14 protein-coding genes are annotated in these 15,086 nt (G+C 62.6%); all 14 read left to right on the plus strand.

Annotated features, from left to right (window positions below; genetic code table 11):
• The first annotated feature begins 5 nt into the window (after positions 1 to 5).
• The 14 genes from NKH91_RS10500 (at position 6) to nuoN (ending at position 15,083) form a co-directional block, all read left to right on the plus strand.
• Positions 6 to 608: an NADH-quinone oxidoreductase subunit C gene (locus NKH91_RS10500; RefSeq protein ID WP_023720748.1), complete on the plus strand. Its 603-nt coding sequence runs from the start codon at positions 6 to 8 to the stop codon at positions 606 to 608.
• A complete protein-coding gene (locus NKH91_RS10505; protein ID WP_023720747.1) occupies positions 609 to 1,799 on the plus strand; it encodes an NADH-quinone oxidoreductase subunit D in 1,191 nt (396 codons plus the stop codon).
• Positions 1,796 to 2,203: a hypothetical protein gene (locus tag NKH91_RS10510; RefSeq protein ID WP_352483044.1), complete on the plus strand. Its 408-nt coding sequence runs from the start codon at positions 1,796 to 1,798 to the stop codon at positions 2,201 to 2,203. Before NKH91_RS10505 ends, NKH91_RS10510 begins: the two co-directional genes overlap by 4 nt.
• A gap of 35 nt (positions 2,204 to 2,238) precedes the next feature.
• Complete coding sequence (gene nuoE / locus NKH91_RS10515; protein WP_352496386.1) at positions 2,239 to 3,309, plus strand: NADH-quinone oxidoreductase subunit NuoE; 1,071 nt, start codon at positions 2,239 to 2,241, stop codon at positions 3,307 to 3,309.
• A 10-nt stretch (positions 3,310 to 3,319) separates the two neighbouring features.
• The gene (nuoF, locus tag NKH91_RS10520; RefSeq protein ID WP_352483047.1) at positions 3,320 to 4,624 is read left to right on the plus strand and encodes an NADH-quinone oxidoreductase subunit NuoF; all 1,305 of its coding nucleotides are present in this window, start codon (positions 3,320 to 3,322) and stop codon (positions 4,622 to 4,624) included.
• 78 nt (positions 4,625 to 4,702) lie between these two features.
• Positions 4,703 to 5,398: a helix-hairpin-helix domain-containing protein gene (locus tag NKH91_RS10525; RefSeq protein ID WP_352483048.1), complete on the plus strand. Its 696-nt coding sequence runs from the start codon at positions 4,703 to 4,705 to the stop codon at positions 5,396 to 5,398.
• A 74-nt stretch (positions 5,399 to 5,472) separates the two neighbouring features.
• Complete coding sequence (gene nuoG / locus NKH91_RS10530; RefSeq protein ID WP_352483050.1) at positions 5,473 to 7,554, plus strand: NADH-quinone oxidoreductase subunit NuoG; 2,082 nt, start codon at positions 5,473 to 5,475, stop codon at positions 7,552 to 7,554.
• Positions 7,555 to 7,556: 2 nt separating this feature from the next.
• Complete coding sequence (gene nuoH, locus NKH91_RS10535) at positions 7,557 to 8,600, plus strand: NADH-quinone oxidoreductase subunit NuoH (RefSeq protein WP_352483051.1); 1,044 nt, start codon at positions 7,557 to 7,559, stop codon at positions 8,598 to 8,600.
• Entirely contained in the window at positions 8,600 to 9,091 is a 492-nt protein-coding gene (nuoI, locus tag NKH91_RS10540) for an NADH-quinone oxidoreductase subunit NuoI (protein ID WP_023676622.1), read from the plus strand. The genes nuoH and nuoI overlap by 1 nt, the downstream gene beginning before the upstream one ends.
• Before the next feature lie 118 nt (positions 9,092 to 9,209).
• Positions 9,210 to 9,830 (plus strand): NADH-quinone oxidoreductase subunit J, encoded by a 621-nt coding sequence (locus NKH91_RS10545; protein WP_352483053.1) that lies wholly within the window; start codon positions 9,210 to 9,212, stop codon positions 9,828 to 9,830.
• Position 9,831: 1 nt separating this feature from the next.
• Positions 9,832 to 10,140 (plus strand): NADH-quinone oxidoreductase subunit NuoK, encoded by a 309-nt coding sequence (gene nuoK, locus NKH91_RS10550; protein ID WP_023676620.1) that lies wholly within the window; start codon positions 9,832 to 9,834, stop codon positions 10,138 to 10,140.
• 10 nt (positions 10,141 to 10,150) lie between these two features.
• Complete coding sequence (nuoL, locus tag NKH91_RS10555; protein WP_352844440.1) at positions 10,151 to 12,124, plus strand: NADH-quinone oxidoreductase subunit L; 1,974 nt, start codon at positions 10,151 to 10,153, stop codon at positions 12,122 to 12,124.
• Positions 12,124 to 13,629, plus strand: coding sequence for an NADH-quinone oxidoreductase subunit M (locus tag NKH91_RS10560; protein WP_352908286.1), 1,506 nt, complete (start codon positions 12,124 to 12,126; stop codon positions 13,627 to 13,629). The genes nuoL and NKH91_RS10560 overlap by 1 nt, the downstream gene beginning before the upstream one ends.
• Before the next feature lie 17 nt (positions 13,630 to 13,646).
• Positions 13,647 to 15,083: an NADH-quinone oxidoreductase subunit NuoN gene (gene nuoN / locus NKH91_RS10565; protein WP_023720737.1), complete on the plus strand. Its 1,437-nt coding sequence runs from the start codon at positions 13,647 to 13,649 to the stop codon at positions 15,081 to 15,083.
• Positions 15,084 to 15,086 lie beyond the last annotated feature (3 nt).

The raw sequence follows: 15,086 nt of genomic DNA on the forward strand, positions 1-15,086 counted from the left end.
GCGGCATGACCCAGGCGTTGAATGACCTCTCGACCTATCTTGGCGAGAAGCTGACCGGCCGGATCGGCGAAGCGGTGCTCGCCTATGGCGAACTCACTATCTCGGTCGAGCCGCGCGACCTGATCGAGGTGGTGACCTTCCTGCGCGACGACCCGAAATGCCAGTTCATTTCGATCATCGACGTTTGCGGCGCAGATTATCCGTCGCGGGCAAAGCGCTTCGACGTGGTCTATCACCTGCTGTCGCCGAGGCAGAATATCCGCATCCGCATCAAGGTCCAGGCCGACGAAGAGACGCTGGTGCCGTCGATCACCGGCATATATCCCGGCGCGGACTGGTTCGAGCGCGAGACCTACGACCTCTATGGCGTGCTGTTTTCGGGCCATCCCGATCTGCGCCGGATCCTGACCGACTACGGCTTCGAGGGCCATCCGCTGCGCAAGGACTTTCCGCTGACCGGCTTCGTCGAGGTGCGCTACGACGACGAAGCCAAGCGCGTCATCTACGAGCCGGTCGAGCTCAAGCAGGAATTCCGCAATTTCGATTTTCTGTCTCCGTGGGAAGGTACGGATTACGTGCTTCCGGGAGATGAGAAGGCAAAGCAGTAAATGGCTGAAACCTCCGTTCGCAACTTCAATATCAATTTCGGCCCGCAACACCCTGCTGCGCATGGCGTTTTGCGCCTTGTGCTGGAGCTTGACGGAGAAGTCGTCGATCGCGTCGATCCGCATATCGGGCTTTTGCATCGCGGCACGGAAAAGCTGATCGAGCACAAGACTTATCTGCAGGCCGTGCCCTATCTCGACCGGCTCGACTATTGCGCGCCGATGAACCAGGAGCATGCCTTTGCGCTCGCCGCCGAGCGGCTGCTCGGTATCGAGGTGCCGAAGCGCGGGCAGCTTATTCGAGTTCTCTACTCCGAGATCGGCCGCATTATGTCGCACATCCTCAATGTGACGACGCAGGCGATGGATGTCGGCGCGCTGACGCCGCCGCTCTGGGGTTTTGTCGAGCGCGAAAAGCTGATGGTGTTCTATGAGCGCGCCTCGGGCTCGCGCATGCACGCGGCCTATTTCCGGCCGGGCGGCGTCCACCAGGACCTGCCGCAGAAGCTGATCGAGGACATCGGCAAGTGGATCGACCCGTTCCTGAAGTCGGTCGACGACCTCGACGCGCTTTTGACCGGCAACCGCATCTTCAAGCAGCGCAATGTCGACATCGCTACCGTCTCCCTGGCCGACGCTTGGGCCTGGGGCTTTTCCGGCGTCATGGTGCGCGGCTCGGGTGCGCCGTGGGATCTGCGCAAATCGCAGCCCTACGAATGCTATGCCGAGCTGGACTTCGACATTCCGATCGGCAAGAACGGCGACTGCTTCGACCGTTATCTGGTGCGTATGGAAGAGATGCGGCAGTCGGCGAAAATCATGCGCCAGTGCGTCGACCTGTTGCTCGGTAAGGAGGGCAGCGGGCCGGTGTCTAACCTCGACGGCAAGGTGGTGCCGCCGAAGCGCGCGGCGATGAAGCGCTCGATGGAAGCGCTGATCCATCACTTCAAGCTCTACACCGAAGGCTACCGCGTTCCGGCCGGCGAGGTCTATGCCGCGGTCGAGGCGCCGAAGGGCGAGTTCGGTGTCTATCTCGTCTCCGACGGCACCAACAAGCCCTACCGCTGCAAGCTGCGCGCCCCCGGCTTTGCGCATCTGCAAGCGATGGACTTTTTGTGCCGCGGCCACATGTTGGCCGACGTCACCGCCGTTCTCGGCTCCCTCGACATCGTGTTTGGTGAGGTCGATCGGTGAATCGCATTCTGAGCCTCATGTTAATCGTCATTGCTGTCGCAATGCACCCTGCATATGCAATCGAGTGCGGAGCGTCTATCGATGCTTCCGATCTTGTGAAGCAGCACTTCAAGCTGAGCTACGTCACGCTTGGCATGCAAGAAAGTGCGACAGCAGAATCCGCCGATGTCGATGCTTTCTATTTCAAGAGAGATACATGCGAGTGTAGCGTCGCAGCGCCGGATGGCGCGAGTTTCTCTAAGGCGGAGGTATCGGCAGCCGCTTCCGGCAAAACAGGGTTCGCGCGGCTTGTTGCTCGCTTGGCTGGTAAATCCGGCGTTTGCCCGCCTGTCATGACAAATTCGCCGACTTTCCAATGTTTCGACGGTACGGCGAAACTTTGTAAGGAGGCCGCAGCAAGATGACGAACCTATACGTCTTTGGTGAGGTCGATCGCTAAATGTCAGTCCGCCGTCTCGCAGAAGCCAGCCTCCAGCCAGCCTCCTTCGCCTTCAACCGGGCGAATGCGGCAGCGGCGAAGCAGTGGATCAAGCAATATCCGAAGGGGCGCGAGCAATCCGCGATCATCCCCTTGCTGATGCTGGCGCAGGAGCAGGAAGGCTGGGTGACCAAGGCGGCGATCGAGACGATCTCCGACATGCTCGGCATGCCCTATATTCGCGGGCTAGAAGTCGCCACCTTCTATACGCAATACCAGCTCAATCCGGTCGGCACCCGCGCGCATGTCCAGGTCTGCGGCACCACGCCCTGCATGCTGCGCGGCTCGGAATCGCTGATGGATGTGTGCCGCTCGAAGATCCATCACGACCAGTTCCACACCAACGACAAGGGCACGCTGTCGTGGGAGGAGGTCGAATGCCTCGGCGCCTGCGTCAACGCACCGATGGTTATGGTCTTCAAGGACACATACGAGGATTTGACGCCGGAGCGGCTTGCCGAGATCATCGACCTCTATGACGCCGGCAAGGGTGCTTCGGTGACGCCAGGACCGCAAAACGGCCGCGTCACCTCAGAGCCGGCCAGTGGCCTGACGACCCTCAAGAGTGAAAAGGCGATCCTGAAGGCGACCCGCGACCGGGAAACCAGGGCGGCGACCAAGGCCGCCAAGGAAGCGGCGCCGGCGGCTGCCGCCGCAGCACCCGCGGCGCCGGCCCCGCCAGCCGCTTCTGCCGCGCCGGCGCCGGTTGCGCCCTCGAATGCCAGCAAGCCGAAGACCGACGCTGTCGAGACCAGTCCGGCGCTGAAATCGCCATCGGCGACAAAAGTCGCGCCCGCGGCGGAAAAGGCGGCGAGCGTTGCAGCGCCGCTGCATTCGGCCGCCAATGCCAACAAGGCCGAGCCGCAGGTCGAGGACGTCTCGAAACAGCGCAAAGGCCCCAAGAACAAGGCCGAGCCGGCGTCTGCTTTCAAAGCGCCGGAGGCCAAGGTTAAACCGGCGAAGACTGCCGCCAAGGCGGCCACGCCGTCGCCCGGAAACAAAAGCCGGCCGACCGGCAAGAAGCCGGTCTGAGGAACGAGCAATGCTTCAGGACAGAGACCGCATCTTCAACAATATCTACGGCCGCTTCGACAAGTCGCTGGCCGGCGCCATGGCGCGCGGTGCCTGGGACAACACGCCCGGCATCATCGCCAAGGGGCGCGAGTGGATCGTCAATGAGATGAAGGCCAGCGGCCTGCGCGGACGTGGCGGCGCGGGCTTCCCGACCGGGCTGAAATGGTCGTTCATGCCCAAGCAAAGCGACGGCCGGCCGAGCTATCTCGTCGTCAATGCCGACGAGTCCGAGCCCGGCACCTGCAAGGACCGCGACATACTGCGCCACGACCCGCACACGCTGGTCGAAGGCTGCCTGCTTGCGGGCTTCGCCATGGGCGCGGTCGCCGCCTACATCTATGTGCGCGGCGAGTTCATCCGCGAGCGCGAGGCGCTGCAACGCGCCATCGACGAGGCCTATGCGGCCAAGCTGATCGGCAAGAACAACACCTCCGGCTATGATTTCGACATCTACATGCATCATGGCGCCGGCGCCTATATCTGCGGCGAGGAAACGGCGCTGCTCGAAAGCCTCGAGGGCAAGAAGGGCCAGCCACGGCTTAAGCCGCCATTTCCGGCCAATGTCGGCCTCTATGGCTGCCCGACGACGGTCAACAATGTCGAGTCCATCGCTGTCGCGCCGACCATCCTGCGCCGCGGTGCCGCCTGGTTCTCGTCCTTCGGCCGGCCCAACAATGTCGGCACCAAGCTGTTCTGCATCTCCGGCCACGTCAACAATCCGTGCACCGTCGAAGAGGCGATGTCGATCCCGTTCCGCGAGCTGATCGAGACGCATTGCGGCGGCATTCGTGGCGGCTGGGATAATCTGCTGGCGGTCATTCCGGGCGGAGCGTCGGTGCCGCTGGTGCCGGCCGAGCAGATCATCGACGCGCCGATGGATTTCGACGCGCTGCGCGACCTGAAATCGGGCCTCGGCACGGCAGCTGTCATCGTCATGGACAAATCGACCGATATCGTGAAAGCGATCGCGCGGCTTTCCTATTTCTACAAGCACGAAAGCTGCGGCCAGTGCACGCCCTGCCGTGAGGGCACCGGCTGGATGTGGCGGGTGATGGAACGGCTGGTGCGCGGCGAGGCGCAGAAGCGCGAGATCGACATGCTGCTCGATGTGACCAAGCAGGTCGAGGGCCACACGATCTGTGCGCTTGGCGACGCGGCGGCATGGCCGATCCAGGGCCTGATGCGACATTTCCGCGGCGAGGTGGAGCGGCGCATCGACGAGTTTTCGCGCAACGCACACCGCGCCGAACCGGTGCTGGCGGCGGCAGAATAGAAGAATTCAAAAATGCGGGCGAATGTCCGAGACGAGGAAACGAGCGCGGGGCAGACGGAAACGACCAGGAGACCACCTATGTCGCTGTTTTCGACACCCGACGATTTTACGCCCGATATGGACCCGTTGTTGAAGATGAACCAGGATCTGACCAGGATGATGCCGAAGGAGATGGCCAATGCCGTCAATCTCCTGGCGCATCCTGTCGCGAGTGCGGCGGCGATGGCGGCACTCGGCATCGGTCTTGCCAACCACGCCTTTGGCATCTGGATGGGCGTGCTTTCGGGCGCGGCCGAAACTTCGCAGCGGCTTTGGCAGCCGGTCGCCGAGGATTTCGAAGCCAGGACGGAACGCTTTTCCGCGACCGGCAAAAGCTCCTCGACAAAGGCGCGCGCAGCGACCAAAACCCTGATTGCCGAGGCGCAGTCCTTCGCCAATGACGTGACCGACATTGCGACGAGCACCGCGGCGCGGAGCTTGGCGAATGCGAGCACCGTTGCAGCGGATGCCTCGGCCGGGCTGATGCCGGAAGATTTCAAGCAGCCCAAAGCGATGGACCGGCCAGCTGAGCCGGCCGACCTCAAGGCGATATCGGGCATCGGGCCGAAACTGGAAAAGGTGCTGAACGGCCTTGGCATCTGGACATACGCCCAGATCGCCGCGTGGACGCCGCAAGAGATCGCCTGGGTCGAAGATTACCTGTCGTTGAAGGGCCGCATCGGCCGTGACGGCTGGATCGGTCAGGCGGCCGCGTTGGCCGGGGTCAAAAAGTGAATTCAATATCGTGCGCGGTCTCGGCTGCGTCCGGAAGGAAAGATTGCGGAACGTCCGCAGGGGTTTGAGGCGAAATGGCAAAGCTCAAGGTCGACGGGAAAGAGATCACTGTACCCGACCATTACACGCTGCTGCAGGCGGCCGAGGACGCCGGCGCGGAAGTTCCGCGCTTTTGCTTCCACGAGCGGCTGTCGATCGCCGGCAATTGCCGCATGTGCCTGATCGAGGTCAAGGGCGGGCCGCCCAAGCCGCAGGCGTCTTGCGCCATGGGCGTGCGCGACCTGCGCCCCGGCCCGAACGGCGAGCCGCCGGAAATCTTCACCAACACGCCGATGGTCAAGAAGGCGCGCGAAGGCGTGATGGAATTCCTGCTGATCAACCATCCGCTGGATTGCCCGATCTGCGATCAGGGCGGCGAGTGCGACCTGCAGGACCAGGCGATGGCGTTCGGCGTCGATTCCTCGCGCTACCACGAGAACAAGCGGGCGGTCGAAGACAAGTATATCGGGCCGCTGGTCAAGACGATCATGAACCGCTGCATCCATTGCACGCGCTGCGTCCGCTTCACCACCGAGATTGCCGGCATATCGGAACTCGGTCTGATCGGCCGCGGCGAGGATGCCGAGATCACCACCTATCTCGAAAGCGCGATGACTTCGGAACTGCAGGGCAATGTCATCGACCTTTGCCCGGTCGGTGCGCTGACTTCCAAACCCTACGCCTTCCAGGCACGGCCGTGGGAACTGACCAAGACCGAATCCATCGACGTCATGGACGCCGTCGGCTCGGCGATCCGCGTCGATAGCCGAGGCCGCGAAGTGATGCGCATCCTGCCGCGTACCAACGAGGCGGTGAACGAGGAATGGATTTCCGACAAGACCCGCTTCATTTGGGACGGCTTGCGCACGCAGCGCCTCGACCGGCCCTATGTGCGCAAGGACGGCAGACTGGCCCCCGCAAGCTGGGCCGAGGCTTTTGCCGCGATCAAGGAAGCGGTGTCGAATGCCGCACCCGAAAAGATCGGTGCCATTGCCGGCGATCTTGCCGCCGTCGAGGAGATCTACGCGCTGAAGCTTCTGATGGCTTCGCTTGGCTCGAAGAACACCGACTGCCGCCAGGACGGTGCCGCACTCGATCCGTCGCTCGGCCGGGCGAGCTATGTCTTCAACCCGACCATCGAAGGCATCGAACAGGCCGATGCGGTGCTGATCATCGGCGCCAATCCGCGCTTCGAGGCGTCCTTGCTCAACGCCCGCATCCGCAAGCGCTGGCGGGCCGGCAATCTGCCGGTCGGCGTCATCGGCGATGTCGGCGATACGCGCTATGATTACGAGCAACTCGGCGCCGGGCCGGAATCGCTGAAGGATCTTGCCGATGGCAACGGCAAATTCTTTCAACTGCTGAAGAAGGCGACGCATCCGCTGATCATCGTCGGCCAGGGTGCGCTGGCGCGTCCGGACGGCGCGGCCGTGCTCGGCCAGGCGGCGAAGCTCGCCGTCGCCGTCAACGCCGCAAGGGCCGACTGGAACGGCTTTGCCGTACTGCACACCGCGGCGGCGCGGGTCGGCGGCCTCGATGTCGGCTTTGTGCCGGGCGAGGGCGGCAGGAACGTCGCCGGCATGCTGGGCGAGACCGATGTGCTGTTCCTGCTCGGCGCCGACGAAATCGACATGGCCAAGACCGGCGGCGCTTTCGTCGTCTATATCGGCACGCATGGCGACAAGGGCGCGCATCGCGCCAACGTCATCCTGCCGGGTGCCGCCTATACCGAGAAGTCGGGCACCTTCGTCAACACCGAAGGCCGCGTGCAGCAGACCAACCGGGCCGGCTTCGCGCCCGGCGAGGCGCGCGAGGACTGGGCGATCCTTCGGGCACTGTCGGATGTGCTCGGCAAGAAGCTGCCGTTCGATTCGCTGCCGCAATTGCGCGCTAGGCTCTATGCGGAATACCCGCATCTTGCCCGCATCGACCATGTCGCGGCCGGCGACCCGGCCGACATCGCCAGGGTGGCCAAGCTCGGCGGGCGGCTGAACAAGGGCACCTTCACCTCGCCGGTCAAGGATTTCTACCTGACCAACCCGATCGCGCGGGCTTCCGCGGTGATGGCCGAGTGCTCGGCTTTGGCGAAGAACGGCTTCAGGCAGGCGGCGGAGTAGACATGGACACCTTCTTCTCCTTCTACGTGCTGCCGGCGCTGCTGATCCTTTTGAAGTCGGTCGTGCTGATCGTCGTTCTGTTGATCTTCGTCGCCTATGTGCTTTACGCCGACCGCAAGATCTGGGCGGCGGTGCAATTGCGCCGCGGACCGAACGTCGTCGGCCCATGGGGCACGCTGCAGGCCTTCGCTGACCTTTTGAAATTCGTCTTCAAGGAGCCGGTGATTCCGTCCGGCGCCAACAAGGGCGTTTTCCTGCTGGCGCCGCTGGTGTCGGCGGTGCTTGCGATCTCAGCCTGGGCGGTGATCCCGGTCAATGAGGGCTGGGCCATCGCCAACGTCAATGTCGGCATCCTCTACGTCTTCGCCATCTCCTCGCTCGAGGTCTATGGCGTGATCATGGGCGGCTGGGCGTCCAATTCGAAATACCCGTTCCTCGGTGCGCTGCGCTCGGCGGCGCAGATGGTGTCCTACGAAGTCTCCATCGGTTTCGTCATCGTCACCGTGCTGCTTTGCGTCGGCTCGCTCAACCTGACCGATATCGTTTTGTCGCAGCAGGATGGGCTGGGCACGAGGATCGGCCTGCCCAATACCTTCCTCGACTGGCATTGGCTGTCCCTGTTTCCGATGTTCATCGTCTTCTTCATCTCGGCGCTGGCGGAAACCAACCGTCCGCCCTTCGACCTCGTGGAAGCCGAATCGGAACTCGTCGCCGGCCATATGGTCGAATATTCCTCGACGCCGTTCCTGTTGTTCTTCCTGGGCGAATATGTCGCCGTCGTCCTGATGTGCGCACTGGCCACCATCCTGTTCCTTGGCGGCTGGCTGCCGCCCTTCAATTTCGCGCCGTTCACCTGGGTGCCGGGGCTGATCTGGTTCGTGCTCAAGGTCTGCCTGGTGTTCTTCATGTTCTCGATGGTGAAGGCGTTCGTGCCGCGCTATCGCTACGACCAGCTGATGCGGCTCGGCTGGAAGGTCTTCCTGCCGATCTCGCTGTTCATGGTGGTCGCCACCGCCGCCTTCCTCAAGATCACGGGGTTTGCCTGATGTCAGCATTGTCCCAGGCCGCCAAGTCACTGCTATTGCAGGATTTCGTCAGTGCTTTCTTCCTGTCGATGCGCCAGTTCTTCGCGCCGAAGGAGACGATCAATTATCCGCATGAGAAGGGGCCGGTCAGCCCGCGCTTCCGTGGCGAACATGCGCTGCGCCGCTATCCGAACGGCGAGGAACGTTGCATCGCCTGCAAATTGTGCGAGGCGATCTGCCCGGCGCAGGCCATTACCATCGAAGCCGGCCCGCGCCGCAATGACGGCACGCGGCGCACCGTGCGCTACGACATCGACATGGTGAAATGCATTTATTGCGGCTTCTGCCAGGAAGCCTGCCCGGTCGACGCTATCGTCGAGGGGCCGAATTTCGAATTCGCGACGGAGACGCGCGAGGAGCTTTATTACGACAAGGACAGGCTTCTGGCCAATGGCGACCGCTGGGAGCGTGAACTTGCGCGCAACATCTCGCTGGATGCGCCTTACCGCTGATATTTGACGCATGGACGGGGCGAGGGGCCTCGTTTAAGGAACACGCAACTTGCCGGCCGGAGGCGGTGGCAAAAAACAGGACGAATGTCCTGTTCGGACAGGAAACCCGGGGGAACCCATGCTGAGTGGACTAGAGGCGGCCTTTTTCTACCTCTTCGCCTTTGTCGCGGTGGCGTCGGCGTTCATGGTCATTTCGGCGCGCAATCCTGTGCATTCGGTGCTGTTCCTGATCCTGACCTTCTTCAACGCCGCCGGCCTGTTCATGCTGACCGGCGCCGAGTTCCTGGCGATGATCCTGCTCGTCGTCTATGTCGGCGCGGTTATGGTGCTGTTCCTGTTCGTCGTGATGATGCTCGACGTCGATTTCGCCGAGATGAAGGAAGGCGCCCTGCAATACGCGCCGATCGGCGCGCTGGTCGGCCTGATCCTGGCAGCGGAGCTGATCATCGTGCTCGGCGGCTACACATTTGCGCCGAAACTGGCGGCGACGGTTTCGAAGCCCATCCCGGACCTGGCCGCGCGCTCCAACACGGCGGCGCTCGGCGACATCCTCTATACGGATTACCTCTATTACTTCCAGGTGGCGGGGCTGGTGCTGCTGGTCGCCATGATCGGCGCCATCGTGCTGACGCTGCGCCACAAGCCGGGCGTCAAGCGGCAGTCGATCGCCGCCCAGGTCGGCCGCACGCCGGTAACCGGAGTGGAAATCCGCAAGGTCAAGACGGGCGAAGGAGTCTGAGATGGTCGTCGGCATCGCGCACTACCTGACCGTATCGGCGATCCTGTTCACGCTCGGCGTGTTCGGCATCTTCCTGAACCGTAGGAACGTCATCGTCATCCTGATGTCGATCGAGCTGATCCTGCTTGCGGTCAACATCAATTTCGTCGCCTTTTCGGCGGCGCTCGGCGATCTGGTCGGCCAGGTGTTCGCACTGTTCGTGCTGACCGTCGCGGCGGCCGAGGCGGCGATCGGCCTTGCCATTCTCGTCGTCTTCTTCCGCAACCGCGGCTCGATCGCGGTCGAAGACGTGAACATGATGAAGGGTTGACGGAACCACCATGTATCAGGCCATCGTCTTCCTTCCGCTGCTCGGCTTCCTGATCGTCGGCCTGTTCGGCACCTCGCTTGGCGCCAAGGCTTCCGAATACATCACCTCAGGCTTCCTGGTGATCGCGGCTGTGCTGTCGTGGGTTGCCTTCTTCTCGGTCGGCTTCGGCGGCGGCGAGGTGTTCACCGTGCCGGTGATGCGCTGGATCCAGTCGGGCGGCCTCGAAGCGTCGTGGGCGCTGCGGATCGACACGCTGACCGTAGTGATGCTGGTCGTCGTCAATACGGTGTCGGCGCTGGTCCATATCTACTCGATCGGCTACATGCATCACGACCCGGACCGGCCCCGCTTCTTCGCCTATCTGTCGCTGTTCACCTTCGCCATGCTGATGCTGGTGACGGCCGACAACCTCGTGCAGATGTTCTTCGGCTGGGAAGGTGTCGGTCTGGCCTCTTATCTGCTGATCGGCTTCTGGTACAAGAAGCCGTCGGCCAATGCGGCTGCGATCAAGGCCTTCGTCGTCAACCGCGTCGGCGATTTCGGCTTTGCGCTTGGCATATTCGGCGTGTTCGTGCTGTTCGGCTCGGTCAATCTCGGCACTATCTTCGCCAATGCGGCGACGTTCATTCCGGCCGAAGGCGCGCCGCAAGGTGCGGCCGTGCTGACCTTCCTCGGCTATGCGCTTGATAAGCAGGCCGCGATGACGGTCGTCTGCCTGCTCCTGTTCATGGGCGCCATGGGCAAGTCGGCGCAGGTGCCGCTGCACACCTGGCTGCCTGATGCCATGGAAGGCCCGACGCCGGTCTCGGCGCTGATCCATGCCGCCACCATGGTGACGGCAGGCGTGTTCATGCTGGCGCGGCTGTCGCCGCTGTTCGAGCTGTCGCATTCGGCGCTGACCGTGGTCACCTTCATCGGCGCCTTCACCGCCTTCTTCGCGGCGACAGTCGGTCTCGTCCAGAACGATATCAAGCGCGTCATCGCCTATTCGACGTGCTCACAGCTCGGCTACATGTTCGTGGCGCTCGGCGTCGGCGCCTATGGCGCGGCGATCTTCCATCTGTTCACGCACGCCTTCTTCAAGGCGCTACTGTTCCTCGGCTCGGGTTCGGTCATCCACGCCGTCTCCGACGAGCAGGACATGCGCAAGATGGGCGGCCTGAGGGAGCTCATCCCGACGACCTACTGGATGATGGTGATCGGCACGTTGGCGCTGACCGGCGTCGGCATCCCGGTGACGATCATCGGCACGGCCGGTTTCTTCTCCAAGGACGCCATCATCGAAGCCGCTTTTGCCAGCCACAATGCGGTCGCCGGGTTTGCCTTCATATTGCTGGTCATTGCCGCCTGCTTCACCTCCTTCTATTCCTGGCGGCTGATCTTCATGACCTTCCATGGCGAGCCGCGGGCCAGCCATGAGGTGATGCACCATGTCCATGAATCGCCGCCGGTCATGCTGGTGCCGCTGTTCATCCTGGCGGCAGGCGCCCTGTTCGCCGGCGTGATCTTCCACGGCGCCTTCATCGGCGAGGGCTATGCCGAATTCTGGAAGGCGTCGCTGTTCACGCTGCCTGACAACCACATCCTGCACGAGATCCACGAACTGCCGCTTTGGGTCGAGCTGGCGCCGTTCATCGCCATGCTGATCGGCTTTGCGATTGCCTGGCAGTTCTATATTCGCGCGCCGGAAATGCCTCGGAGCGTCGCCGCCAACCATCGCCTGCTCTACGCCTTCCTGCTCAACAAATGGTATTTCGACGAGCTCTACGACTTCCTGTTCGTGCGGCCGGCAAAGCGCCTCGGCAGCTTCCTGTGGAAGACCGGCGACGGCACTATCATCGACGGGCTCGGGCCGGACGGCATCTCGGCGCGCGTCGTCGATGTCACCAACCGCGTCGTCAAGCTGCAGACCGGCTATCTCTACCACTATGCCTTCGCCATGCTGATCGGCGTTGCCGCACTCGTCACCTGGATGATGCTCTGATGACCGCCTGGCCGATCCTATCGCTGGTCACCTTCCTGCCGCTGGTTGGTGTGCTGCTCATCCTTTTCGTGCGCGACGACAGCGACAATGCGCGCCGCAACATCCGCGCCATTGCGCTGTTCACGACCGCCTTCACATTCGTGGTTTCGCTGTTCATCTGGACCGGCTTCGACAATTCGCAGCCCGGCTTCCAGTTCGTCGAGAAGTTTGCCTGGCTGGATTCCGGCATCTCCTACCATATGGGCGTAGACGGCATCTCCATGCTGTTCGTCATCCTGACCACCTTCCTGATGCCGCTCTGCATCCTCGCCTCGTGGGAATCGATCGAGAAGCGCGTCAAGGCCTATATGATCGCCTTCCTGCTGCTCGAGACGCTGATGATCGGCGTGTTCTGCGCGCTCGACATCGTCCTGTTCTATGTCTTCTTCGAAGCCGGCCTGATCCCGATGTTCATTATCATCGGCGTGTGGGGCGGCAAGCGGCGCGTCTATGCCTCGTTCAAGTTCTTCCTCTATACGCTGGCCGGCTCGGTGCTGATGCTGCTCGCTATCATGGCGATGTTCTTCCAGTCCGGCACCACCGACATCCCGACGCTTCTGACCCACAACTTCCCGGCCAATATGCAGACCTGGCTATGGCTTGCCTTCTTCGCTTCCTTTGCGGTGAAGATGCCGATGTGGCCGGTGCATACCTGGCTGCCGGACGCCCATGTCGAAGCGCCGACGGCCGGCTCGGTGATCCTGGCCGCCATCCTGCTCAAGATGGGCGGATATGGCTTCCTGCGTTTTTCGCTGCCGATGTTTCCAATCGCATCCGAAATGTTCGCGCCGCTGATCTTCACGCTCTCCGGCGTCGCCATCATCTACACCTCGCTGGTGGCGCTGATGCAGGAGGACATGAAGAAGCTGATCGCCTATTCGTCGGTCGCCCACATGGGCTTCGTTACCATGGGCATCTTCGCGATGAACCAGGAAGGCGTCCAGGGTTCGATCTTCCAGATGCTTTCGCACGGCCTGGTCTCAGGCGCGCTGTTCCTCTGCGTCGGCGTCGTCTACGACCGCATGCACACGCGTGACATCGACGCCTATGGCGGGTTGGTCAACAACATGCCGAAATATGCAACCGTGTTCATGATCTTCACCATGGCCAATGTCGGCCTGCCCGGCACCAGCGGCTTCGTCGGCGAGTTCCTGACCATGCTCGGCGTGTTCCGGGTCAACACCTGGGTGGCGTTCTTCGCCGCCACCGGCGTCATCCTGTCGGCGGCCTATGCGCTCTGGCTCTACCGCAAGGTGATCTTCGGCGCATTGACCAAGGAAAGCCTGAAAGGCCTGCTGGACCTGTCGACACGCGAGAAGGTGATCATCTATCCGCTGGTCGCGCTGGTCATCTTCTTCGGCGTCTATCCGGCGCCGATCTTCGACGCGACGGCCGAATCGGTCAAGGCGCTCGTCACCAATGTCACTGCATCCATCGGCGCCGCGCAGACCGCGGCGGCGAACTGACTGGGGTTTTGCGAACCATGACGCCGGACCTTCTCTCCAGCCTGTCGCTCTCGACGCCAGAGCTGATCCTCGCCATCGGCGCCTTGGCGCTGTTGATGCTCGGCGCCTATTCGCGCGCCAACACCACCGTCACAGTGAGCGGCCTTGCCGTCGCCGTGCTGGTGATCGCTGGCGCCTGGCTGATCTTTTCCCCGGGGCAGGGCAACGCCTATGGCGAAGCCTTCATCCAGGATCCGTTCGCCCGCTTCATGAAGGTGTTGGCGCTAATCGGCTCGGCGGTGACGCTGGTCATGTCGGTCCGCTTTGCCCAGGCGGAGCATTTCGACAAGTTCGAATATCCGGTGCTGATCCTGCTCTGCACGCTCGGCATGATGCTGATGATCTCGGCCAACGGCATGATCGGGCTCTATCTCGGCCTCGAGCTGCAGTCGCTGGCGATCTACGTGCTGGCGGCGATCAACCGCGACAGTCTGCGTTCGACCGAGGCCGGCCTGAAGTATTTCGTCCTTGGCGCGCTGTCTTCGGGCATGCTGCTTTACGGCATCTCGCTGGTCTACGGCTACACCGGCAATACCGGCTTCCAGGAGATCGCCGCGGCGCTGAGCGGCGGCGAGCGCCAGCTCGGCCTGGTCTTCGGGCTGGTCTTCGTGCTGGCCGGCCTTGCCTTCAAGATCTCGGCGGTGCCGTTCCATATGTGGACGCCCGACGTCTATGAGGGCGCGCCGACGCCGGTGACGGCCTTCCTGGCGGCGGCACCGAAGATGGCGGCGATGGCGCTGATGGTGCGCGTCACCATGGGCGCCTTCAAGCCGATCGCCGCCGACTGGCAGCAGATCATCGTCTTCATCTCAATCGCCTCGATGGCGCTCGGCGCCTTCGCGGCGATCGGCCAGACCAACATCAAGCGGCTGATGGCCTATTCCTCCATCGGCCATATGGGCTATGCGCTGGTCGGCCTTGCCGCCAACAGCCAGGACGGCGTGCGCGGCGTCGCCATCTACATGCTGATCTACCTGGTGATGACGCTCGGCACCTTCGCCTTCATCCTCGCCATGCGGCGCAAGGAGGGCAATGTCGAGCAGATCAGCGATCTCGCCGGCCTGTCGGCGACCAACCCGATCATGGCGACGATCCTCACCATCCTGATGTTCTCGCTGGCCGGTATCCCGCCGCTCGCCGGCTTCTGGGGAAAATGGTACGTGTTCCTTGCCGCCATCAATGCCAATCTCTACGCGCTGGCGATCATCGGCGTGCTGGCCTCGGTGGTGGGCGCCTATTATTATCTGCGCATTATCAAGATCATGTGGTTCGACGAACCGGTCGGCGGCTTCGTTCCGATGGCGACCGAACTGCGCGTCGTGCTCGGCGTCTGCGGCGCCTTCGTGCTGTTCTACGTGCTGATCGGCGGCCCGATCGGAACCTACGCCGCTGCCGCAGCCAAGACCTTCTTCTGACGG

It is taken from the genome of Mesorhizobium sp. M0894, assembly GCF_040319725.1.
In the GTDB taxonomy this organism is placed as follows: Bacteria; Pseudomonadota; Alphaproteobacteria; order Rhizobiales; family Rhizobiaceae; genus Mesorhizobium.

Coding starts and splice junctions, on each gene's coding strand:
- NKH91_RS10500 (WP_023720748.1), top strand. CDS start 6: ATGACCCAGGCGTTGAATGACCTCTCGACCTATCTTGGCGAGAAGCTG.
- NKH91_RS10505 (WP_023720747.1), top strand. CDS start 609: ATGGCTGAAACCTCCGTTCGCAACTTCAATATCAATTTCGGCCCGCAA.
- nuoE (WP_352496386.1), top strand. CDS start 2,239: ATGTCAGTCCGCCGTCTCGCAGAAGCCAGCCTCCAGCCAGCCTCCTTC.
- nuoF (WP_352483047.1), top strand. CDS start 3,320: ATGCTTCAGGACAGAGACCGCATCTTCAACAATATCTACGGCCGCTTC.
- NKH91_RS10525 (WP_352483048.1), top strand. CDS start 4,703: ATGTCGCTGTTTTCGACACCCGACGATTTTACGCCCGATATGGACCCG.
- nuoG (WP_352483050.1), top strand. CDS start 5,473: ATGGCAAAGCTCAAGGTCGACGGGAAAGAGATCACTGTACCCGACCAT.
- nuoH (WP_352483051.1), top strand. CDS start 7,557: ATGGACACCTTCTTCTCCTTCTACGTGCTGCCGGCGCTGCTGATCCTT.
- nuoI (WP_023676622.1), top strand. CDS start 8,600: ATGTCAGCATTGTCCCAGGCCGCCAAGTCACTGCTATTGCAGGATTTC.
- NKH91_RS10545 (WP_352483053.1), top strand. CDS start 9,210: ATGCTGAGTGGACTAGAGGCGGCCTTTTTCTACCTCTTCGCCTTTGTC.
- nuoK (WP_023676620.1), top strand. CDS start 9,832: ATGGTCGTCGGCATCGCGCACTACCTGACCGTATCGGCGATCCTGTTC.
- nuoL (WP_352844440.1), top strand. CDS start 10,151: ATGTATCAGGCCATCGTCTTCCTTCCGCTGCTCGGCTTCCTGATCGTC.
- NKH91_RS10560 (WP_352908286.1), top strand. CDS start 12,124: ATGACCGCCTGGCCGATCCTATCGCTGGTCACCTTCCTGCCGCTGGTT.
- nuoN (WP_023720737.1), top strand. CDS start 13,647: ATGACGCCGGACCTTCTCTCCAGCCTGTCGCTCTCGACGCCAGAGCTG.